Source organism: Streptantibioticus ferralitis, from assembly GCF_029223525.1.
Taxonomy (GTDB): Bacteria; Actinomycetota; Actinomycetes; order Streptomycetales; family Streptomycetaceae; genus Streptantibioticus_A; species Streptantibioticus_A ferralitis.
The window spans coordinates 58,842-79,090 of record NZ_JARHTQ010000034.1; the positions used below are offsets into that span (position 1 = coordinate 58,842).

General features: G+C 66.5%; 17 protein-coding genes and 3 pseudogenes. 6 read left to right on the forward strand and 14 right to left on the reverse strand.

What is annotated here, in order from left to right; all coding sequences use genetic code 11:
* Nucleotides 1–10: 10 nt before the first annotated feature.
* Nucleotides 11–883, forward strand: a complete 873-nt coding sequence (locus tag P2L57_RS33520; protein ID WP_275821082.1) for a hypothetical protein — start codon at nucleotides 11–13, stop codon at nucleotides 881–883.
* A gap of 262 nt (nucleotides 884–1,145) precedes the next feature.
* On the opposite strand, the gene P2L57_RS33525 is transcribed toward P2L57_RS33520, so the two are convergent.
* Nucleotides 1,146–2,723, reverse strand: coding sequence for a DUF5722 domain-containing protein (locus P2L57_RS33525; protein WP_275821084.1), 1,578 nt, complete (start codon nucleotides 2,721–2,723; stop codon nucleotides 1,146–1,148).
* A 396-nt stretch (nucleotides 2,724–3,119) separates the two neighbouring features.
* On the opposite strand from P2L57_RS33525, the gene P2L57_RS33530 reads away from it, so the two are divergent.
* Both P2L57_RS33530 and P2L57_RS33535 read left to right on the forward strand, forming a co-directional pair.
* Nucleotides 3,120–3,401: a hypothetical protein gene (locus P2L57_RS33530; RefSeq protein ID WP_275821086.1), complete on the forward strand. Its 282-nt coding sequence runs from the start codon at nucleotides 3,120–3,122 to the stop codon at nucleotides 3,399–3,401.
* Between the two features lie 113 nt (nucleotides 3,402–3,514).
* Nucleotides 3,515–4,045 carry an NUDIX hydrolase gene (locus P2L57_RS33535; protein ID WP_275821114.1) on the forward strand — a complete coding sequence of 177 codons (531 nt, stop codon included), beginning with the start codon at nucleotides 3,515–3,517 and terminating at the stop codon, nucleotides 4,043–4,045.
* A 111-nt stretch (nucleotides 4,046–4,156) separates the two neighbouring features.
* Here P2L57_RS33535 and sigI read toward each other — a convergent pair whose 3' ends face one another.
* Entirely contained in the window at nucleotides 4,157–5,116 is a 960-nt protein-coding gene (gene sigI, locus P2L57_RS33540; RefSeq protein ID WP_275821088.1) for an RNA polymerase sigma factor SigI, read from the reverse strand.
* A gap of 225 nt (nucleotides 5,117–5,341) precedes the next feature.
* Between sigI and P2L57_RS33545 the strand changes: the two genes are divergently transcribed.
* A complete protein-coding gene (locus P2L57_RS33545) occupies nucleotides 5,342–6,196 on the forward strand; it encodes an NAD(P)H-binding protein (protein ID WP_275821090.1) in 855 nt (284 codons plus the stop codon).
* A gap of 25 nt (nucleotides 6,197–6,221) precedes the next feature.
* A complete protein-coding gene (locus P2L57_RS33550; RefSeq protein ID WP_275821092.1) occupies nucleotides 6,222–6,890 on the forward strand; it encodes an NAD(P)-dependent oxidoreductase in 669 nt (222 codons plus the stop codon).
* A gap of 161 nt (nucleotides 6,891–7,051) precedes the next feature.
* Here the strand turns inward: P2L57_RS33550 and P2L57_RS33555 are convergent.
* The 12 genes and pseudogenes from P2L57_RS33555 to P2L57_RS33610 all read right to left on the reverse strand — a co-directional run.
* Nucleotides 7,052–7,459: pseudogene (locus P2L57_RS33555) on the reverse strand (IS701 family transposase); the annotation flags it as partial.
* A 24-nt stretch (nucleotides 7,460–7,483) separates the two neighbouring features.
* Nucleotides 7,484–8,736 (reverse strand): IS3 family transposase gene (locus P2L57_RS33560; RefSeq protein ID WP_275821094.1). Its coding sequence is split into 2 segments (ribosomal slippage): nucleotides 7,484–8,454 and nucleotides 8,454–8,736, totalling 1,254 coding nucleotides; the frame shifts between segments, so codons are not numbered across the junction.
* A gap of 47 nt (nucleotides 8,737–8,783) precedes the next feature.
* The gene (locus tag P2L57_RS33565; protein WP_275821096.1) at nucleotides 8,784–9,230 is read right to left on the reverse strand and encodes an AAA family ATPase; all 447 of its coding nucleotides are present in this window, start codon (nucleotides 9,228–9,230) and stop codon (nucleotides 8,784–8,786) included.
* A gap of 95 nt (nucleotides 9,231–9,325) precedes the next feature.
* On the reverse strand, nucleotides 9,326–10,072 hold the full coding sequence (locus P2L57_RS33570; protein ID WP_372516033.1) for an integrase core domain-containing protein: 747 nt from the start codon (nucleotides 10,070–10,072) through the stop codon (nucleotides 9,326–9,328).
* A gap of 175 nt (nucleotides 10,073–10,247) precedes the next feature.
* Nucleotides 10,248–11,969 carry an IS1182 family transposase gene (locus P2L57_RS33575; RefSeq protein ID WP_275821100.1) on the reverse strand — a complete coding sequence of 574 codons (1,722 nt, stop codon included), beginning with the start codon at nucleotides 11,967–11,969 and terminating at the stop codon, nucleotides 10,248–10,250.
* Nucleotides 11,970–12,081: 112 nt separating this feature from the next.
* Nucleotides 12,082–13,047 (reverse strand): integrase core domain-containing protein, encoded by a 966-nt coding sequence (locus tag P2L57_RS33580; RefSeq protein WP_303656973.1) that lies wholly within the window; start codon nucleotides 13,045–13,047, stop codon nucleotides 12,082–12,084.
* Between the two features lie 220 nt (nucleotides 13,048–13,267).
* A complete protein-coding gene (locus P2L57_RS33585; protein ID WP_275821102.1) occupies nucleotides 13,268–14,239 on the reverse strand; it encodes a hypothetical protein in 972 nt (323 codons plus the stop codon).
* A complete protein-coding gene (locus P2L57_RS33590) occupies nucleotides 14,236–15,333 on the reverse strand; it encodes an integrase core domain-containing protein (RefSeq protein ID WP_275821104.1) in 1,098 nt (365 codons plus the stop codon). The genes P2L57_RS33585 and P2L57_RS33590 overlap by 4 nt, the downstream gene beginning before the upstream one ends.
* Before the next feature lie 313 nt (nucleotides 15,334–15,646).
* Nucleotides 15,647–16,075, reverse strand: a complete 429-nt coding sequence (locus tag P2L57_RS33595; protein WP_275821106.1) for a type II toxin-antitoxin system VapC family toxin — start codon at nucleotides 16,073–16,075, stop codon at nucleotides 15,647–15,649.
* Entirely contained in the window at nucleotides 16,072–16,347 is a 276-nt protein-coding gene (locus tag P2L57_RS33600; protein WP_275821108.1) for a hypothetical protein, read from the reverse strand. Before P2L57_RS33600 ends, P2L57_RS33595 begins: the two co-directional genes overlap by 4 nt.
* A 566-nt stretch (nucleotides 16,348–16,913) precedes the next feature.
* A pseudogene (locus P2L57_RS33605) lies at nucleotides 16,914–18,024 on the reverse strand (integrase core domain-containing protein).
* Nucleotides 18,025–18,344: 320 nt separating this feature from the next.
* The gene (locus P2L57_RS33610) at nucleotides 18,345–18,926 is read right to left on the reverse strand and encodes a hypothetical protein (protein ID WP_275821110.1); all 582 of its coding nucleotides are present in this window, start codon (nucleotides 18,924–18,926) and stop codon (nucleotides 18,345–18,347) included.
* A 697-nt stretch (nucleotides 18,927–19,623) separates the two neighbouring features.
* Between P2L57_RS33610 and P2L57_RS33615 the strand changes: the two are divergent.
* Nucleotides 19,624–20,098 (forward strand): annotated as a pseudogene (locus P2L57_RS33615) (transposase family protein); the annotation flags it as partial.
* Between the last annotated feature and the right edge of the window lie 151 nt (nucleotides 20,099–20,249).

Here is a 20,249-nt window from a genome sequence, read left to right on the forward strand (position 1 = left end):
GCGGGCGGCAATGCGCGGCAAAAGAATTTCCATACCACGAAGTGCTGCCCGTCTCGCGGGCCTGTCCCTTTCCCTCGGCGCGGCGGCGACCCTGCTCTCCACCGCCTTGTGCGGACAAGCCCAGGCGACCGATGACCCGCGTGCCATCCCCGACTACCAGGGCGCACGGCAGGTCCTCCAGACCGCACAGGTGCACAACGCGGTCTCCCGATTCCTCAGCACAACGGCGAACGTCGGTGCCGACGGCGGCTCGGGCGCGGCCGGGCCAACGGCGGCTGGGACTCATGACGGCCAGCAGGCCTTCAACTTGAACGACCCGGTCGCGCTGTACGAGGTCGCGCCCGCCTTCGTCACCGGAAAGGCGAAGCCCACCGCGGACAACGTGGCACGCCTGGCGTACTTGGCCTCCGTGGCGAACGGCGTCAACGGGCACAAGGCCACGGTCCTGCTCTCCTCCGCGGCCAAGGGCGGCGGCAACTGGCATTTGGCGGGCATACGCGACAGCGACAGCGATGTCACCTATGGCCAACAGGCCAAAAGCCACTCCATGGCCTTCACCGAGCCACAGATCCACGCCTGGTACCGCCTGCAGGACAACACCGTCGAACCACTCAACCGGGAAGCGGCATCAGGGCTGCAAGGCAAGCAGGCGGTGACGCTCGCCAACTACCAGAAGCTGGTACACAGCCGCTACGCGGACAAACTGCCGGGGTCCGCGTACGACCGCAAAGGGCTCGCCGGTGGCTACGGCCTGGCGTCCACGCCATCATCTCCGTCCCCGACTTCCATGCAACTCGGCGGCTCCGCAGTGGCAGCGGCCGCGTTTGCCAGCGGCGCCACCGCAGTGTGGCGCCGCAACCGCCAGCGACCTCGGGCGAGTTGACGGAACTCACTGACCTGGGTGTTCTGTCGCGAAACCCAGCCAAACCCCACGCATGAAGAGCCTGGCGCCGGATTCCTGTCATCGAGTCCGGCGCCAGGGCATACCGTGAAACCGAGCGCGCCGCCGCCCAGGGGTGAGCGGAAGGGGCACAGGCGCCGCCGGTGTAGGTAGAGGCTGGCGCCGGTGTCCCCCGTGCGGGCCGCAGTCGGCCCGAGGCCCGCCCGGGTTGTTCCCTGTCAGCGTCGACGCGCGCTGTGAGGCGTCATGGGAAGGCGTAGCCGAGCAGGGACTCTCGGGTGTGGCCCTCGCAGTTGGCAGCGCTGGAGACGAAGTGGTCGCCGTTGGATGGGATGTAGCAGCGGTACAGGGGTACCGACCCGCTGACCTGGCTGGTGTGGATGTAGCCGATGGGGCCCATAGGGAACTGGCCCTCGCAACCGGGGTCAGGGGTGAGCAACGTGTGCGCGCCCACCTGGCACTCGTAGAGCATGACCGTGCCGGGCCCCGGGTCGCGCAGCAGCTTCCAGCTCTGCTCCTGGGCGAAGCCGGGGGGCAGTAGTCGGGAGGAGGCCACGTGGCCCCGGGAGGGGGCGTAGCCGCGGCGTAGGAGCGTGTAGGGGAGTTGTTCGAAGCCGCAGGAGAGCTGGGGCGGCGACAGGTCGTTGCGGTTGGCGAGCGCCCAAGTGGACCAGGCGGGCTTTGCCGTGCCGTCCTGCCTGCGTAGGCCGAGCTTGAGGCCGCCCTCGGCGGGGTTGTCCTGCATCCGGTGGTAGATGTAGCTCTCGATGTTCGGCGTGCCGAGCACGTTGCGGAAGGTGTCGCAGAGGGCTGCGGCCTGCGCTGACTCGTTCGACTGGTCACCGGAGTTGATGCCGCTCTCGGTGAGCTGGATCGTCCAGGCCGACGGGGTGTTCGGGAACTGCTGGCGCAGCCAGCCCACCACTATGCCGATATTGCCGTAGGTGACCATGGGGAAGTCGTCGGCGGAGAAGTCGGGTTTGAACAGGTCTGCGGGATAGGGATGGTAGGCGACCCGCCATTGCCGCGCCCCTGCCCGGGCGGCCAGGCCCTTGAGCACGGTCATGCCGGAGAGCATTGGGTCGTGGTCGGACGGGCGGTCGTAGGCCGTGCCGAAGTGGTGTTCCAGCGAGGTCAGTACCTTGGCGGTCGGCTGCTGCGCGGTGATGCGGTCGTAGGCGGCGTTGTAGTTGGAGGCGATGGCGTCGAGCCAGGCGGTGGTGTCGCAGGGGGCTCCCGGGCCGCAGCCGATGTTGAACCATGTGTTGGTGTTGACCTCGTTGTCGATCACGAAGTCTGCGATCCGGCCGTGTCCGTGCAAGCCGTCATAGCGCTGGGCGAGCATGCCGGCGAACCTGCCGTAGTCGGCCGGGTTGTTGGGCGTGCAGAAGACGGCGAAGCTGGGCTCGGCGGGTGAGCAGGGACGGCCTTGTCGGGCCCAGGCGGGCGTGCCGTAGACGATGGCGGTCACGACCACGCCGCGGTCTGTCCATTCCTTGATGGCCGAGTCCACATCGGGCTGGACGGCGAAGCAGTGGCCGTCGGACTCCTGCTCGTTGGCGGCGCACGGGGGAGCCTTGACGCTCGGCTCCCAGTTCGCCCAGACGAGGTTCATCGACACACCACCGGTGTTGTTGCCGGAGATCTCGTCCTTGTTGGTCCAGAAGTCGGGTTGGATTCCCTTGATGCGGTAGTCGGAACGGGTCGGGTACGGCAGCGGGGACGGCGTCGCTGTCGTGGCCGTACTCAGGGGCGCCATCGGCAGGGCAAAGGCCAAGACGAGCAGCACAAAGGCGAGAAGACGCCGAGCCGGTCTGACCATGGTTCTCCCTAAAGCAGCGCGATGGAGGTCACTTGATAGGACGTGAGGCTACCCGCTGATCGTTTCAGAATGTCGTCCGGAGCGGCGTCCTACACCCCGCCCCTGACTGTCCTCGGCGCGGTTACACCTGTTGCGGGCGTCACTTGGGTGTCGGTGTGGCCCTCACCCATCGGTGGCGCCGCATCCTTACGTCGAGGATGCCCAAGCAGCAGTGCGGCTGCCGAATATGCCATCCGACGAGGTCAGGCGGCGTGCCGGTATTCGTGGATCACACCGGCGAGCCGGTCCCGGCGGCGTATGTCCAGACGGGGCGTTGACCGTCTGCGGCCCGCTCCCTACGGGGGAGGGGTGCCGCATGCCGCAGGCGGCCTAGCGTCCGGGGCTGCAGCCACGGCGTTGGCCACCGACCTCTACGCCATGCAGGCCAAGGCGTATGCGCGCATGGGCGACCAGAACAGGGCACACCGCTGCATGCAGATCGCCGAAGCGACAGAGCGTAAGATCCGCCGCTCCGAGGAACCGGCTGAGACCGGCTATGTACAGCCCGGCCTCGTCGAGGCCGACTTCGCCGAGACGCTCATGTCTCTCGGTGACCTGCAGCCCGCTCGGGACTACGCGCAGGAGGCCGTCGATGTGCAGGCGCACCCGAGAGCCGAGTGCACCGGCTCGCCACGTTGACCAACGTCGACCTGCGTCGCGGTGAAGCCGAGCGAGCCGCCGAAACGGCCGTCGAGATGGTGCAGCATGCCCAGGGACAGGAATCCCACCGGCTGCGTGACCGTCTCCGGTCCGTGCGCCAGAACCTCGCTGCGAACGGCGGCAAGGCGACGAGTGAGGCGGCTGAACTGAACCTCGCTGACGTGGAGTTGCCGGACGGGCGTCATCTTGACCACTACCTGATCAGGCAGCGACCGGTCGCCTTGGCCGCCGCTGTCAACGACGCGAATGAGGCGCTCCTGATCTGGCGGCACCGGTTCATCACCGACTCGTGGGGCTGGGAGCTGGCCGCGGGCGTCGTCGAGGACGGAGAGTGCCTCGAAGCTGCGGCAGCCCGCGAGATGTTGGAGGGGACCGGCTGGCAGCCGGGACCGCTGCGCCACCTGATGACCTTGGAACCGTCCAACGGCCTTGCGGACGCTCGACATCACGTGTACTGGGCAGAGTCCGCCGAGTACGTCGGGCACCCGGAGGACGATTTCGAGTCCTCTCGGCGCGAGTGGGTTCCCTTGAAGGAGATTCCTGAACTGGTTGGGCGCGGGGAAGTGCGCGCGGCGAACGCTGCCGCCGCGCTGCTTCTCCTTTCTCAGATGCGCCTTGGGTAGGTCATTCGTTGCCGTTGCGGGTCGCGCCCTTGAACTTTTGGCGCCCATGCGGCGGCCAGCGCCTTGCCCGCGCTGCTCGTGGGTTCCAGGTCAGGGAGGCAGATGGCGGGTTCACCGTCGCTGTTGATCCGGATCGGTTCGGTCCCAGCTGGGTGGTGGGCCGGCGGGCAGGGCGATTGTGTCAAGGTCGACGATGACGTGGATCTTTGTGATCAGGTCGTGTTCCACGGTCAGGGTGATGACCGCGCATAGCATCCGGTCGAAGAAGGCGAGTACGGTCGGGCGGCCGCGGACCGGGTGGGGGACCAGCGTCGCCCCGTGTCCGTAGTAGGCGATCAGGTTCTGGGCGACGAGGTCCGCGCCGTGGTTGACCTGTGGCCGGATCGGGGGCTCGACGGCGAAGTCGGCCATCCCCCAGACCCGCGGGTGCAGCACGGCCAACAGGGCGTCGAGGTCCCCGTTGCTACAGGCGGTGATGAATTTCTCGGTGACCAGCCGGTGCTCGGAGAGCCTTACCGCGTTGGGGCGGAGAGGAGTATCGGCGATCTTCTGCCGGGCTCGGCGGGCGAGCTGGCGGCAAGTCGTGATGGGCCGTCCGAGGATTTCCGCGATGGCCTCGAAGGGCGTCTGGAAGACATCGTGCAGGACGAAGGCCACCCGTTCCGCCGGGCTCAGCCGTTCCAGGACCACGAAGAGGGCCAGCCGGACATCGTCGTCCATGGTGATCCGGTCCGCAGGGTCCACGGGGGGCACTTGGGCCAGCGGACTGATCGACTCGAGCACGGTCGTGTCCTGGGGGTGCTCGCGACGCGAGCGAGCCGAGCGGATCTGGTCGAGGCACAGGCGAGTGCTGACAACGGTCAACCAGCCGCGTTCGTCCTTGATCTCACCAGGAGCGCTCCGGGCAAGCCGGGCGAAGGCTTCCTGCACCACGTCCTCGGCTTCGCCGATGTCGCCGAGCACCCGGAACGCCAGATCGACCAGATACGCGTGATGGGCCCGCCACGCCTCGGCGAAGCGGTCGGCGGTCTCCGGTCCGGTCACGGTGAAGCCTTCCGTGCGATGGGACATGCGCTCACATACTCAGGACGAGATAGCGGCCGGAAAAGTGACAACGCCTCCGCCGTCACTTTTCGCAACGCTCCCCCGTCCTGTTCTCGTACGAGTTCACGCCCCGAAGGGGTCTGCGGCATGCCGCCGCAAGGCGACCACGTGTGCAGAATCTGCGGCGTCGCCAAGGCTCCGACGGTTTACCGAGTCGACCGAACGCTGAAGACGAAGATCGGAAGGTACTCAGTGATCCTGGTAACCGGAGCGACCGGCAACGTCGGGCGTCCCCTCATCGACCTCCTCGCCATCTCCGGCGCAGGAATCCGCGCGGTGACCCGCAATCCGCAGGCCGCCGCACTGCCCGCCGGTGTGGAGCTCGTCGAGGGAGACCCGTCTCGGCCCGATACGATCGCCCCCCTGCTGCAAGGCGTCACCAGCGTGTTCCTCAACCCGCGCGCCGTAGGGCAAGCCGCTGACGACTTGCTCACGCTCGCCCGGAAGCGCGAGGTGCGGCGGATCATGACCCTTTCGGCGACCAACGTCGACGACGATCCCGCCCTGCAGCCATCCCGGGCTGGGGGTGTCTTCAACAAGGAAGTCGAGGATGCAGTTACCGGGTCCGGCCTGGAGTGGGTGAGCCTGCGATCCACCCTGTTCGCCACCAACAGTATCGGCCTGTGGTCGGCCCAGATCCGCGCCGGTGACATCGTGCGCGGCCCCTACGCGAAAGCCATGGGTGCGCCCATCCACGAGCGGGATCTGGCCGCACTCGGCGCCCGCGCCCTGCTCACCGATGACTTGGTGGGCCGACGGCTTCAGCTGACCGGCCCGCAATCCCTCGACCAGGAGGAGATGGTCACCACCATCGGCGACGCGATCGGCCGGCCGCTGCGCTACGAGGAGATCCCGCCGGAGGTGTCCAGGCGCGGCATGGTCAACCGCGGCTTCTCCCAACCCTTTGCTGACGCCTACCTGTCGATGCAGGCCAGCGCCGTCGGGAAACCTGCGTTCACCACCAGCGAAGTCGAGCAGATCCTCGGCCGCCGCGCGCTCACCTACGCCCAGTGGGCCACCGACCACGCCGAGGCATTCCAGAACTGACAGCACAGCAATCTTGGAGCCACAGATGAAGCTCACGATCTTCGCGGCGACCGGCGGGGTTGGTCGGCAACTCCTCGAGCAGGCCGTCGCCGCAGGGCACGATGTCACCGCAGCCGTACGGAACCCGAACAAGCTGTCCCGGCAGGAAGTCCGCATTGTGACCGCCGACCTGGCGGCCGCGGACCCGGCGGCGCTGGAGTCCGCGATCGGCGGCGCGGACGCGGTGCTCTCCGGCCTCGGCGCACGGTCAGTGTCGGAGGCCGGAGTTGCTTCACACGGCACGCGGGCCATGGTCAAGGCCATGAAGGCAACTGACGTACGACGCATCGTCGTTGTCAGCGCCGCACCGATCGGAACCGTGCCCTCGCCGGGCCGCCCGAAGCCGCCGAAGCACGACCCGGGAGATGGGTTCTTCATGCGGAACCTATTCAGTCCGTTGACGAAGGCCGCGCTGCGCCAGCACTACGCGGACCTCTCGGCGATGGAAGACGTCCTGTGGAACAGCGGCCTGGACTGGACCGTCGTACGACCGCCGCGGTTGACTGACAAGCCCTTGACCGGCACCTACCGGACGGCGTACGGACAGAACCTACGGCGCGGCTTCGTCATCTCCCGCGCCGACGTCGCCCACCTCATGCTTCGCGTACTCGAGCAGCCCCAGACAATCCAGCAAGTCATCGGCATCGCCAACTAGTACTGCAACGGTGTTTGCGCTGATTGCTGGGTAGTTTCATGGGCTGTGTCCGCGTCGTGTGTAGTGGCAGATGCGGGCTTGGTGTTGGCGTCTGCGGCGCCAGTGTGACCAGTGCAGGACATGGTCGATGGGTGCGGGTGCGTGGTGGGAGAGGCGAGTGATCAGGTGTCTGATCTCGGCGAGGCCCAGCGGGACGAGCTGGGAGGATCCGTTTCTGCTTTCCCTGCATCCAGCTCGCGGGCCCGCAGGATGGTCAGGCAGGCGTGCGCGGCCATGGCCAGAGTCATGTGGCGGTGCCAGCCGGGATAACGGCGGACTTGGTAATCGTCCAAGCCGCACTCCTGCTTCGCGCTTTGGAAACACTCCTCGATGGCCCACCGACTGCCCGCAATGTGGATCAGCTCGTCCAGGGTCGTGTCGGCGGGGCAGTAGGCGATGTAGTAGGAGACTTCCTCGGGCCGACTCACACTGCGGCGGGCGATGACCCAGTGCCGACGGTCTTCACGATGCCAGGGTCTGACCTCGACACGTGCCCAGTCGAAGATCCGCAGGCCGTGAGCTCCCTTTGAACCGCCCCGGGTTCGGTAGAGATCTCAGATTGTGGTTGTGACCTGGGGTTTTGTGGATTCCATGTAGTGATTGGCCTCGTACTCGACGGGCGGAACGTGGCCTATCTCACCATGGAGTCTGCGGTGGTTGTACCAGTCGACCCACTCGGCGGTGGCCAACTCGACCTGGGAGAGCGACTTCCAGGGCCGCTGCGGTTTGATCAATTCGGTTTTGTACAGGCCGATCGTCGATTCCATCAGGGCGTTGTCGTATGCATCCCCGACTGATCCGATACTCGCGGCGATACCGTCTGTGTCGAGGTGCTCGGCGAGCTTGAACGACGTGTATTGACTGCCGGCGTCCGAGTGGTGGATCAGTTGCCCGGGAGTGTGCGGGCGGCCGTCGCGGTCGCGCTGCCACAGGGCCATCTCCAGCGCATCCAAGACGAGTTGGGTCTCCTTGGAGGTGGAGGCGGACCAACCGACGATGCGCCGGGAGAAGGTGTCGACGACGAAGGCGACGTAGACGACGCCGCTCCAGGCGGCGACGTGCGTGAAGTCGGCCACCCGGCAGCGGTTCGGGGCATTGGCGACGAAGTCGCGGTCGAGAAGGTCCGGGGCTCGCCCGACGGCCGGATCGGTGATCGTCGTGATCACCTTCTTGCCGCGGACGGCGCCGGCGATGCCGAGTTCGCGCATGAGGCGCTCGACGGTGCAGCGGGCCACGGCATACCCCTGCCGGTTCAGCTCGCGCCAGATCTTCCGGGCTCCGTAGACACGGTAGTTGGACGTGTAGACCTCCTGGATTTGCTCTTTGAGTTCCTCATCGCGCACGGAACGGGCGGAGGAAGTTCCGAGGCGTTTCTTGTGGGCGTAGTAGGTGGAAGGGGCGATCTTGCAGTCGTACTCGGTGAGGGTTCTGCAGATCGGCTCGACGCCGCCGAAGCGGTCCCGGTGCTCGTCGATGAACGCTACGAGCGCGTGTGTGGCCGGTCGAGCTCGGCCGCGAAGAAACCCGCCGCGGCCTTCAGGATCTCGTTGGCCCGCTTCAGTTCAGCGTTTTCCTTCTTCAATGCCCTGAGCTGGGCGGACTCCTCCGTCGTCGTCCCCGGACGCTGGCCCGCGTCGATCTCGTGCTGCTTCACCCAGTTCCGCAGCGTCTCGCGGGAGCCGATGTCGAGCTTCTCGGTCACCGCCTGCAGGGCGGCCGTCTCGTTCGGGTAGTCGTCGCGCACCTCGGCGACCATGCGCACCGCACGACGGCGGAGCTCAAGCGGGTAACGGGAAGGTCGTGCCATGACTCGATCCTTTCAAGAAATCGAGTCTCCATTCGAACCGGGGCGGTTCAGAGGAAGCCTTGCGGACTGGCCAGCGCGAGTGTCGATTCGATCTTGGCCTCGAAGCAGTCCTCGTCCAGGTCGAGGATGAGGTCGGAGATCGCCGCGAGGTCCTCGTCCTCGGTGTACTTGAGGGTCAGCGTGAGCTGGATCTGAGGCAGGAGCTTGAGGGCCTCCGTCAGCAGCGCTTCAGCCTCGTCGATCTCACCGGCTTCGCGGCGGGTGCAGGACTCATCGAATACGCGCAGAGCGGTCTTGATGTCGGCGATGCGGGTCGCCGGGAAGTCCTCCAGGACGAATTTGACGTCGTAGCCGAAGAACTTCTCAAACAGGTTGACGAATGAGGTCTTGCCGCTATTGTTGCGGCCCACGATCAGTGTGGCAAGGTTGTCGAGCTGTATCTCCACCCGGTCCAGCGCCCGGAAGTTGGCGATGGCGGCACTCGTTAACAGCACTGAACTCTCCAGCAGCGCGGAATCTCGCCCGGGTGGCCCTGTGCCGCGTAGAAACCTCGGTTCGCTGGGATGACCAGGGTGTTCGCTGGGTGTGGTCAGGCTGCAGATTGGTACTCGTTGATGAGGCCGCCGAGTACTTGGGTGCGCCGGATGCGGTTCCCGGGCGGGATGACCCGCGCTGTCTCGGCGGTTCCCACGGCTCGGGGAGGTCGTTGGTGGAGGGACTGGTGGGGGCGGTGCCGGTTGTAGTGGTCGGTGTAGGTGTTCAGAACGGTTTGCAGGTGCCGCTCGTTGAGGATGAGCAGGCGGTCGGCGCACTCGCGGCGGACGGTGCCGACCCAGCGTTCCGCGAAGGCGTTCGCCTTCGGTGATCTCGGCGGTGTGAGGAGGACCTGTACGCCCGCGCCGACGAGGACCGCGTCGAAGGCGTCGGAGAACTTCCCGTCCCGATCGCGCAGGAAGAACCGGAACTGGTCGACCCGGTCATCGAGATCCATCATCAGGTTGCGGACCTGCTGGGTCACCCAGTCCCGGTTTGGGTGCGCGGTGATGCCGAGGATGTGCACCCGGCGCGTTGAAAATTCCATGACGAACAGCACGTACAACCGCCGACAGAACGCGGTGTCGACGTGGAAGAAGTCGCACGCGAGTAGTCCGGAGGCTTGGGCGCGCAGGAAGGTGGCCCAGGCGTCACGTGCCCGCTGGGGCGCGGGCGGGATGTTTCCCTTCCGCAGTACTGACCGGACGGTAGCGGCGGAAACGGTGATGCCCAATCGGGCCAGCTCGCCTTGTACGCGCCGATGTCCCCACATCGGGTTCTCCCTCGCGAGGCGCAGGATCAACTCCCGCGTCTCCTCTGATATCGGTGGCCGACCCGGTCTCTTGTGAGGGTAGGTCCACTTGTCGGCGATCAGCTCCCGGTGCCAACGCAGCAGTGTGACCGGGGTGACGAAGAAGCTGCTCCAACACTCCCTGGGCAACAGCCTCGGCAGTGCCGACTCTGCTGCGCAATTTCCGTCAGGCGGTGAGTCGGTAGCTGAGGCGTTCGAGCTGGCTGGTGCGGGTGCCGCCGAGTAGCTGGTCGGCCCAGTGGGCGTCGAGGCGGATCACGTTGATCGCGGTTGCGGAGAAGGCGTGTTGGAGGCGGACTTTCGGCAGGCCGCGGTAGCGGGCGCGGCGTATTCCGGTGATGTCGAGGGCTTGGTTGATCGTGCCTTCGATTCCTGCTCGCAGGGCGTATTTGTCCTTCCAGTCGTCGGAGTTCTGCTCGGCGCGGGCTCGGGCGAGGGCTTCGTGGGGTTCTCTCGGCCGCAGGGTGAGCACGCGGCGCCCCAGCCTGGAGGTGGTGCACTGGTTCTGGAAGGGGCAGGGGCGGCAGGCCAGCACGCTGAAGGTGACGACGATCGCGTCCTGGCCGTGCTGCTTGACGGGGTTCCAGTTCATGTTGGTGTGACCGGCGGGGCAGCGGACCTGGCGGACCTTCCAGTCGATGGTGAAGGCGGTCTTGTCGAAGCCGCCTGCGGCACGGGCCTGGGGTGAGTGGTCCAGCAGGACCGGGGTGACCATGGTGATCTGCTGCTTGCGGGCGGCGGTGATCAGGTCGGCGGAGGGGTATCCGGCATCGAGGTAGTGCTCGGCGGGCTTGAGGTCATGCTCTGCCAGGCGCTGTTGGACGGGGGCGGTCGCCTTCACGTCCGGCACGGTCGCCTCGGTGGTGTGCACGTCCGTGATCAGATTCGGTGCCGGACCGCTCTTCTTGACGGCTTCGGCTTCGGCTTCGGCTTCGGCGGGAGCGTGGCAGGTTTCGGTGAGGTGGACCTTGTAGCCCATCCAGAACACCTCGTCGCCCTTGGCGGACCAGCGGGCGTCGGGATCGTAGGGCGAGGCCAGGCGCAGATGGCCGGGCGGGATGCCCTCGTCGTCGGCTTCCCGCTTCTTGATCACCTCCCGTCCCCGGGTATCAGTGTGGGCGTAATAGGTCTGCACGAGGACCTGCCTCAGGACCCGCACGGCCTCGATCTCGCGGATCCACACCGGGGCGTCCGTGGCCCAGGCGGCCCGGCACAGTGCGTATCCGTCCTGGGCGAACACCACCGCGAGCCGGTCGCGTTTGGTCTTCGATGACGGCAGGGTCCAGCCGTTCACGCGTGGCCCGTAGCGGTGCGCGAACTCCGCAACGTCGATCCGGTCGGCCAGCCAGCCGGGAGCCGCCACGGCCAGAACCTCCAGGGCGGCCCGGACGCTCTCCCCTGCCAGCTCCAGCCGGTTCAGGTCACGAACCGCGCTGATCACGTGCGTGGAGTCGGTACGCTGTTTACCCCCGGCACCGATCAGTTGGGCGTCCTTGCAGTGCTCCAAGAGCCGATCGAAGACGACACGCTCCAGACCATGGCCGACCAACCGGGCACGGAACTTGCTGAGCACGCTCGCGTCGAAGCCGGTGTCGCCCAGCTCGACCCCCAACGCGTATTTCCAGTCGATGGCCCGTACCGCCATCGCCGCGGCCTGCCGATCCGTCAGGTCCTCGACGAACTGCAACACCGTGACCAGCGATAACACAGCCGGAGACAGTCCCGGAGCACCGCGCACGCCGAACGCCTCGGCGAACGGCTCGTCAGCGAAGACCTCGGCGAGCCGGTCCCTCACCCGTATCGCCAGGCTGCCCTTCGGAAACGCTGCCCGCGCCACCGCCACGGTCTGCTCCGGAATCCGTGGCAACCCCTTCGGCTGCATCGACATCCACACCACTCCCGCACGACAGGACAACGACCACACAAGCAATCATCTCCCCAACAGGGCAACTCTCGCCCGGAATTGAGCAGCAAAGTCGTGAAGGGTGTCAAAACTCCGATCAGGCCGCTGAACTGGGGCTTTCCTGCGGGCGGCGAGGCGGTCTAATCGTAGTGGCGTGGTACTCGTTGAGCAGTCCGCCGAGTACTCGGCGGCGCCGGACTGCGGCAGTGGGCAAGGCGATGACGTTCGGATCATCGTCGGGGGCTCGTAGGTTGAGGCTGCGGTGGGCGCGGCCGGTGTTGTAGTGCTCGGCGTATTCGCTGAGCACAGTGCGCAGGTGTCGTTCGCCGGTGATGAGGAGGCGGTTGGTGCATTCGGCGCGTGCTGTGCGTATCCACCGTTCGGCGAATGCGTTCGATCGCGGGCTCTGTGGTGGGGTCGGGATGACAGTTGTGTCGTTGCCGGTGAAGACGGCGTCGAATGCGGCGGTGAACTTGGCGTCGCGATCGCGGATGAGGAACCGGAATCTCTCGGCCCTGTCTCCCAGGTCCATCAGCAGGTTTCGGGCCAGTTGGGCCACCCACTCGCCCGTGGGGTGGGCGGTGATGCCGAGGACGTGGACGCGTCGGGTCTTGATCTCCATGACGAAGAAGACGTAGAGGCGTTTCAGGAAGACAGTGTCCACGTGCATGAAGTCGCAGGCCAGGAGCGTGTGGGCCTGCATGCGCAGGAAGGTGCGCCAGGTCTGTTGCGAGGCGCGCTGCGGTGCGGGCGGCAGGCCAGAACGACGTAGCACCCGGCGGACGGTGGCAGCGGCGACACGGTGGCCGAGCCGCCGCAGTTCCCCTTGGATCCTGACGTACCCCCAGGTCGGATTCTCCTCGGCCAGGCGCAGGATGAGCGCGACGATCTCGTCGGGCAGTGGTGGTCGGCCCGACCTGCCCGGCGGTTGACGCCACTTCCAGCGCAGCAGGCGCCGGTGCCAGGTCAGCAGCGTGCCCGGGGTGACCAACCGGTGCCGACGCAAGGCGTGCGGAAGGCGCCGCGCGAGAGCGGAGAACATGGCGCGGTCGGCCCATGACATCCTCGGCCGCTCGACCTGTCGGCGCAGTACGGAGACCTCGTGGCGCAGGGTGAGTATCTCGGCCTTGTGCGCGGCGGAGGAGCCCCAGCAGTGTCAGCCAGCCCAGCAGTCGGCAGAAGATCAAGTACAGCAGTCGTAGACCCACGAACTGGGATCATGCCCAAAGTGCGGCTGCTCGCAAAGCCGCTGGTCAGTCGCTGTACGGCAGTAAAGACACCCTTCAGGGCTCCACGATGTAGCCGATCACCTGCAGGGGGATGCGGTCGGCGATGCGCTCCCTGGTGACGGAGCGCTCAACCAGGGGCCGGAAGTAGCCGCGGCTGGGGATGTCGAACCTGCGGTAGAGCTGCTGCAGGGATCCCGGGTCCAGTGGCACCCCGACGAGCTGGAAGGAGACGTTGCACCGGTATACCAGGCGTGTGGGCTCGGCCGAGATGCTGCCCGATACGGTGAAGAAGCCGCCGTCGCACGCTTCGAAGTAGACGAACTCCTCGCTGTGGTGCGGGTCTTCGATCTCCGCGGTTCGCTTCTTCCAGCCCTTCAGGGCGTCATGGAGCGAACGGGCTCCGTGCCCGTGCCAGTTGCGGCCGTGCTGTTGGACGCTCCAGTGGCCGTTGCGGCCGATCCAGCCGAGTTCGGCGAGGGACTGCAGGAGAGCGAACAGTTGCTGCTGGTCCCAGCTGGACACCGGGACGTCCAGCGATACACCGCTTCCAGCGGCCGGCACCCAGTCGACGTCAGGGAGATTCAGGCAGAAGACGTTGGATCCGAAGCCCCCAGCACCATGGAACCAGGCAACCGGTTCTCGGTTTGCGTCGAGCAGCCGATAGGGGCTGTCCGGCAGTGGTCGCGGCTTCTTGCGTGGCGTTCGCGCCTTGCCGCCCCCTGGGCGCTGGCCCTCGCCGCGGTGGACGTGGCCGTGCACGACCAGTTGTTCGTGCTTGAGGTGCAGAAGCCGCTCGACCTCGTGGGGCTGCTTGAGGAACGTATGGATGTCGGCCTCGTCGAAGACCAGGACCAGCCCGTCCTCGCGGTGATCGAGGATCTCTTTCTCCGCCTGCTCGTTGATGCCGTTCATGGTGAACAACAGGCCCATCACGCTGCCGTCGCCCCGCCGCAACCGGTCGCGGATGTCCGCGATGACTTTGGTGCCGGCGGTGCCCTTACCGGAAACCTCATCCGGCCTGGTCAAGCGGCATGTTGGTATTCGTGGAGTAGGCCGCCGAGGAGGTCGCGCCTGTGTATGTCGAGGCGGGTGATCTGTCCTGGATCGGTGATCGGTTGGGGGAGTGGGTGGAGCGGGCGGGCGTTCGCGATGCCCTGGTGTGGTCTGTGCCCGTTGTAGAAGTGCTCGAATTCGCGCAGGGCGTGGAGCAGGTGGCGCTGGTCCCAGATCAGGGTGCGGTCCAGCAGCTCGCGGCGGCAGGTTTGCACCCAGCGTTCCATGATGGAGTTCATTCTGGGCATCTGGATGCCGCTGAGGACGATCTCGATGCCCGCGTCCTTGAGTACCTCGTCGAGCAGCTCGGGGAATGTCCCGTCCCGATCCCGGATCAGGTAGCGGGCTCGGCAGCCGGCGTCCTTGAGGTCCATGACGAGGTTCTTCGCGGCCTGGGCTACCCAGGACGCGGTCGGATGCGCGGTTGCGCCCAGGATCCGGATCCGCCGGTTGGCGTGCTCGATGACCGCGAGCACGTACATGCGGGCTCCGGACAGGGTGATGGTCTCGAAGAAGTCGCACGCGAGGAGCGCGTCGGCCTGGGAGCGCAGGAAGTCCGCCCAGGTCGTGGACGTGCGCTCGGGCGCCGGCGGGATGCCGGCGTTCTTGAGGATCTCCCATACCGTGGACGGGGCCACATCCACGCCGAGGACGAGTAGTTCGCCGTGCAGACGACGGTACCCCCATGCCGGGTTCTCGGCGGCCAGGCGCAGGACCAGGGCGCGGATGGAGCGTACGGTCCGCGGTCGGCCTCCGCGCTTGGGATGGGACCGGGCGGCATGACGACGGGAGACCAGGTTCCGGTGCCAGCGCAGCACAGTGTCCGGCCGCACCAGCAACCGCACTCGACGCAGCGCCTGCGCCGGGAGCTGGTGGAGCAGGGCTGCGAGGAAGGCTCGGTCGCTTGCGTCGAACCGTACCCGCGCTCCGCTCAGCTGCCGTTCCAGCACGGTGATCTGATGGCGCAGTGCCAGGATCTCCACGTCCTTCTCGCGGTCGCTCATCGGCAGCAGCCGCAGCATCGCGAACGCGCTCGTCACGCCCAGATAGGCCAGTCTCAGCAGCACGACTGGTCATCATGCCGAGGTGACCGCCGGCTCCGCCAGGGTGCCGACTTGAGCAACCGCGCCCGACACCGAAACCGCCCTCACCAGCCTGGATGAGGTTCTCGGCAAGGGCAGGGCCAAGCGCAGTAGCACGACAGTCATGATGCCGCTGGTGCCCCCGGGTAGACGAAGACCCCGGTCGGGGGTCAGGCATGGCCACAAGCATGGCCACAGACCGGCGATCAAGGCAGCGACCTGGGCGGATGATCTATCGGAACCCGCAACTTCAGCTCTTTGAAGACACCCTTCAGCCAGAGCGTGAAGCTCGGTTGCTCTATCCCTGGTAGTGCCAGGGGTTGACGAGTTCGGCTCCGGTGCGGGCGAGGTGTTTGGTGTTGCGGCTGACCAGGGTCCAGCCATTGGCCAGGGCGGTGGCGGCGATGAGGGCGTCGGGTGGGTCGATGGGCTGGCCGGTGGTCTTGAGGGTCTTGTGCAGGGCGAGGTAGGCGGCGGCCTCATGTTCCCCGACCGCGGCGATCCGGCGGCGGTACTCGCCGCGCAGTGTGGCCAGGGCTTGGGCGTAGCGGGCCTGGCGAAGTGGGTCGGTGGTGGCGGCGACACCGGCTTCGATCTCGGCAACCGTAACCACGCTCAGGTAGCGGTTCGGGCGCGGAGTGGAGTGGAACCAGGCGACTACGTTCGAATCGGGCTTCGGGCGGGTGGTGAGTTCGGCGACCACATTCGTGTCGAGCAGGTAGATCATTCGGAGCCCTGCGGCTCGTCGTACGAGCGGGCGCCGAACTCCAGACCCTCGAAGGGGGCTTTCAGCAGGAAGTCCTCGAAGCCGTCGTGGGCGATGGTGGCCCAGCGAGTGAGCATGGCAGGCAGGTCGTCGAGGTCGGTCACGGCCAGTTCGGCGTCGAAGTGCGCGACCTGTTCCGGGGGGAGTGACTCCCTGATGTCGCGGATGGTTCGCAGCGGGTGGGAGGGCTCGGAGGCGAACGGTCCCACGGGACGGTCATGCGCTGTGCTCATGGCATCCTCCCGGTAGATCGCTGTCATCCGCCATGGTACCGATGACTGTGCTGCGGGTCAGTGACCTCATCCAGGGCTGGGTCTGCCACGTTGCTCGATCCGATCACGGGGCATGGGGGCGCGGTCGCAGAAGACGCTCCCGAGTCACGAGAGGCGCAGAGGGCTTGGCAGGGGATGGCTCCTCATCGAGGATCGGGCCGGTGCGGGGCGTGGCGGTGCCAAGGTACGCGGTCGCATTGTCCCCGGTTCCAGGGAGCGGAGGAGCGTCGTACCACCGTGTGGAACGGGGGAGCGCCACGGAGAGTGCGTAACGGATTCCATCTGTACGGCTACGGAGAGTGGAGCACCTGGCTGGGGGTCAAGGGGTCGCAGGTTCAAATCCTGTCGTCCCGACGGTGCAGTTGGGCTTCGAGCCCAGGTCAGGGCCTTGTTTCACTTCAGTGAGGCAAGGTCCTTGATTGTTTTCAGGGGCCGTTGTCTCACAATTTCTCACACTCGTTGTTGATCACGGCTAGCTGAGCAGCTCGCCCAGCTTGTCCGAACCCTGAAGGGTGTCAATACTCCGATCAGGCCGCTGATCTGGGTGTTTCTGGTTGCGGCCGAAGAGGCGTGATGGACGCGGCGTGGTACTCGTTGAGCAGTCCGCCGAGTATTCGACGGCGCCGAATTGCCGCGGCGGGCAGTGGAATGACGTCGGGTTCGTCGTCGGGGGCTCGCAGCTGCAGACTGCGGTGGGCGCGGCCAGCGTTGTAGTGCGCGGTGTATTCGCTGAGGACAGCGCGTAGATGCCGTTCGCCGGTGATGAGGAGGCGGTCGGTGCATTCGGCGCGCAGGGTGCGTATCCACCGCTCCGCGAAGGCGTTCGATCGCGGGCTCTGCGGCGGGGTCTGGATGACTTGGGTGTCGTTGCTGGCGAAGACGGCGTCGAAGGCGGTGGTGAACTTGGCATCGCGATCGCGGATGAGGAACCGGAAACGCCTGGCCCTGTCGCCCAGGTCCATCAGTAGGTTCCGGGCGAGCTGCGTTACCCACTCGCCGGTCGGATGTGCGGTGACGCCGAGAACGTTGACGCGTCGGGTCTTGATCCCCATGACGAAGAAGACGTAGAGGCGCCTGAGGAGGACGGTGTCCACGTGGAGGAAGTCGCAGGCGAGCAGTGTGTGGGCCTGAGAGCGGAGGAATGTGTGCCAGGTCTGTTGGGTGGCGCGCTGTGGTGCGGGTGGCAGGCCCGCGCGACGAAGTACGCGTCGGATGGTGGCGGCGGCCACGCGGTGGCCGAGCCGCCGCAGTTCGCCTTGGATCCTGACGTAGCCCCAGCTTGGATTCTCTGTGGCGAGGCGCTGGATGAGGGCGGCGAGTTCGTCGCGTAGCGGTGGTCGGCCGGACTTGGCGGGTGGCTGGCGCCATTTCCAGCGGACCAGTCGGCGGTGCCAGGCCAGGAGTGTGCGGGGTGACGAGCCGGTGTCGGCGCAGCGGGGTCGGTATCTGCCGAGCGAGTGCGGAGAATACCGCGCGGTCGGCCCACGACACCCGTGGCCGCTCGATCTGGCGACGGAGCACCGCGACCTCGTGGCGCAGCACGAGGATCTCGGCGTTCCTCGCAGCTGACGAGCGCCCCAGCAGCGCCAGCCAGTCCAACACCCGGCAGAAGACCAAGTACAGCAGGCGCAGACCCACGATCAGTGATCATGCCCGGGACGCGGGGACGTGCAAAGCCCCTGATCAACCGCGATGCGCCAGTAAAGACACCCCACAGGCCAACGGCTGAGCCTCGACCTCAGAAACAAAGAAAAGCCCCCCGGCCGTAGCCGGGGGGCTTTTCATCTGTCACCGGAGGCAGAGTGGTCTACCTCATTCGTTGGGCTGCTGCGCCTGGTACCGGGCGCTCTGAACTGCCTTCGTGGCCTGGAACTTCGCTACACGCTCATCGGACTCGATCTTGAGTCGTTGAGACTCTGCGTCCAAAGCGTCCTTGCATCGCTGTGCTGGCGTCGTGGTCAGAAACCGCAGTTCACCCTCGTGGCGGTCCCGTTCCCGCCATCGGAGAAGGTGTGCCAGTTCCCCGGCAAAGCGAGGTCGTTGCACTCCACGGCCGCCCCGTGGTTGATCTCCAGCACCGGCGTGAACCGTTTGGGTGCCGCGTAGTTGTCGATGCGGAGAGACCCCGAGGTCCACCAGCCCGAGTTCGCGTTGTCGTAGGCCCGGTCAGCTGGCCCGGTGCCGCCTTGATACTGGTACCCGTCGTCCAGGCGGATGTATCCCACCTTGTTGCTCAGGTCCACGCTCCCGTCCTGGTTCCAGGGGAATTCGGCGTACACCCGGCGGCAGTTGGGGTTGGGATAGTAGCCCAGGTACAGCGTCCCCAGCCGCCGCGGGGCCCGCGTCCACGGGGAGGACCACGCCCCCAGGTCGTAGAAGTCCACGGGGTTGTTCGCCATTATGGGATTGGAACACGGGCTGGCCGCCTGTGCCGGGCCGGCGGGGACGGCCACGGTCACGCAGGCTGCGGCGATGGCCACGGCGGCCGCGGCCAGTCGACGCAGCGGCAGACGGGCGGTCTTGACTGGACGCGCAAGCATAGAAGCACTCTTCACTGATTCCCCGTCCCCGGTAGCCGAAGCACTGCCGGCCGTGGCCGCGGACGCCACCATCGCCGCAGCCGCAGCGGCAGACCTGATCTTGAGTCTCATAGAACCGGATCCCCCATACCCCGTGAGTACGAAACGAGAGAAGCCGCCCGACGCCAAGCTGCTCGATAGGACGGCCCGAAGCGGCCTGTCAGTCTGCACTTCCGGCTGTGCGTCCCCTCGTGGTGCCCGGCCCGATGCCGGGCAGACCAGAACCTATGACGGCTGCGGGCGGCGCGGAAGGACAAATGTGCACTGTGAAGCCGTCCTTCCGGTGTCGGATTGCACAGCGAGCCTGCCCCGTCCTCCTGACCGGGGACGGGACGTGTCTCTCAGCCTGAGGCGGGCTCTACCTCAGTCAGCCGGGGGCGCCTCGTACAGCGCCCGAGCGGTCTTGTCGTCCTCGTGTCGCTGGGCGACCTCACCGAGACCGAAACGGCTGCAAGGACGGCGGCCACGCCTTCCCACGGGATACCCGGCCAACAGGACACCAGGAGCGGGATGAGTGCCGCCAGTAGGGCGGTCAGTCGGACACTGAGCCCTTCCAAGCTGAAGGCTCTGTGGGCGAGTTGCACTGCTGTACAACATGAAGAAGCTCCTGGTAGACGGGTTCACGACCAAGATCGCCCGTACTGCCAGGAGCTTCGTGGTGCTTGTCTATCCTTCGTCAATCGATCTGTCCAGCCGCACCCCGCGATACCTGGCGGAGCAACTCCGTGCCCGGCGGCGGGAGATCGGGACATGGTGGCGGCGGCTTCCGGTCGGCCGCCAGGCCCTGTTGGCCCTGGCTCACCTGCGCTGCGGCGACACATATACCCAGCTCGCCGCCGGGTTCCGCGTCGGCATCGCGACCGTGTACCGCTATATACGCGAGGCCATCGAGGTGCTGGCCGCGCTCGCTGTGGACCCTGACCGAAGCGATGACGACGATCCGTGAGAAGGCGTTCGTCATCCTCGACAGCACCCTGCTTCCCATTGACCGCATCGCCGCCGACACCCCGTACTACTCGGGAAAACACCGGCGCCACGGCATAAACATACAGGTCCTCACCGACCCCTTCGGCCGCCTGCTCTGGGCCTCGCCCGCTCTGCCGGGCTCGACCCATGATCTAACCGCCCGTAGGAGCGTGTCTGAAAGATCGTGTAAGTCCGTGATGTGACAGGCTGGCCGAGGCCCAGCTCTGGGGCCTTGACCAGCCGGGACGGACGGACATGGCAGACAAGGAAACCCCGGCTGTCGAGCCGGTCGAGGACGAGCTGGTGGACGAGTTCGTC

Coding starts and splice junctions, on each gene's coding strand:
- P2L57_RS33550 (WP_275821092.1), top strand. CDS start 6,222: ATGAAGCTCACGATCTTCGCGGCGACCGGCGGGGTTGGTCGGCAACTC.
- P2L57_RS33575 (WP_275821100.1), bottom strand. CDS start 11,969: ATGTCGATGCAGCCGAAGGGGTTGCCACGGATTCCGGAGCAGACCGTG.
- P2L57_RS33595 (WP_275821106.1), bottom strand. CDS start 16,075: ATGATCTACCTGCTCGACACGAATGTGGTCGCCGAACTCACCACCCGC.
- P2L57_RS33610 (WP_275821110.1), bottom strand. CDS start 18,926: ATGCTTGCGCGTCCAGTCAAGACCGCCCGTCTGCCGCTGCGTCGACTG.
- P2L57_RS33525 (WP_275821084.1), bottom strand. CDS start 2,723: ATGGTCAGACCGGCTCGGCGTCTTCTCGCCTTTGTGCTGCTCGTCTTG.
- P2L57_RS33600 (WP_275821108.1), bottom strand. CDS start 16,347: ATGAGCACAGCGCATGACCGTCCCGTGGGACCGTTCGCCTCCGAGCCC.
- P2L57_RS33520 (WP_275821082.1), top strand. CDS start 11: ATGCGCGGCAAAAGAATTTCCATACCACGAAGTGCTGCCCGTCTCGCG.
- sigI (WP_275821088.1), bottom strand. CDS start 5,116: ATGTCCCATCGCACGGAAGGCTTCACCGTGACCGGACCGGAGACCGCC.
- P2L57_RS33580 (WP_303656973.1), bottom strand. CDS start 13,047: ATGTCATGGGCCGACCGCGCCATGTTCTCCGCTCTCGCGCGGCGCCTT.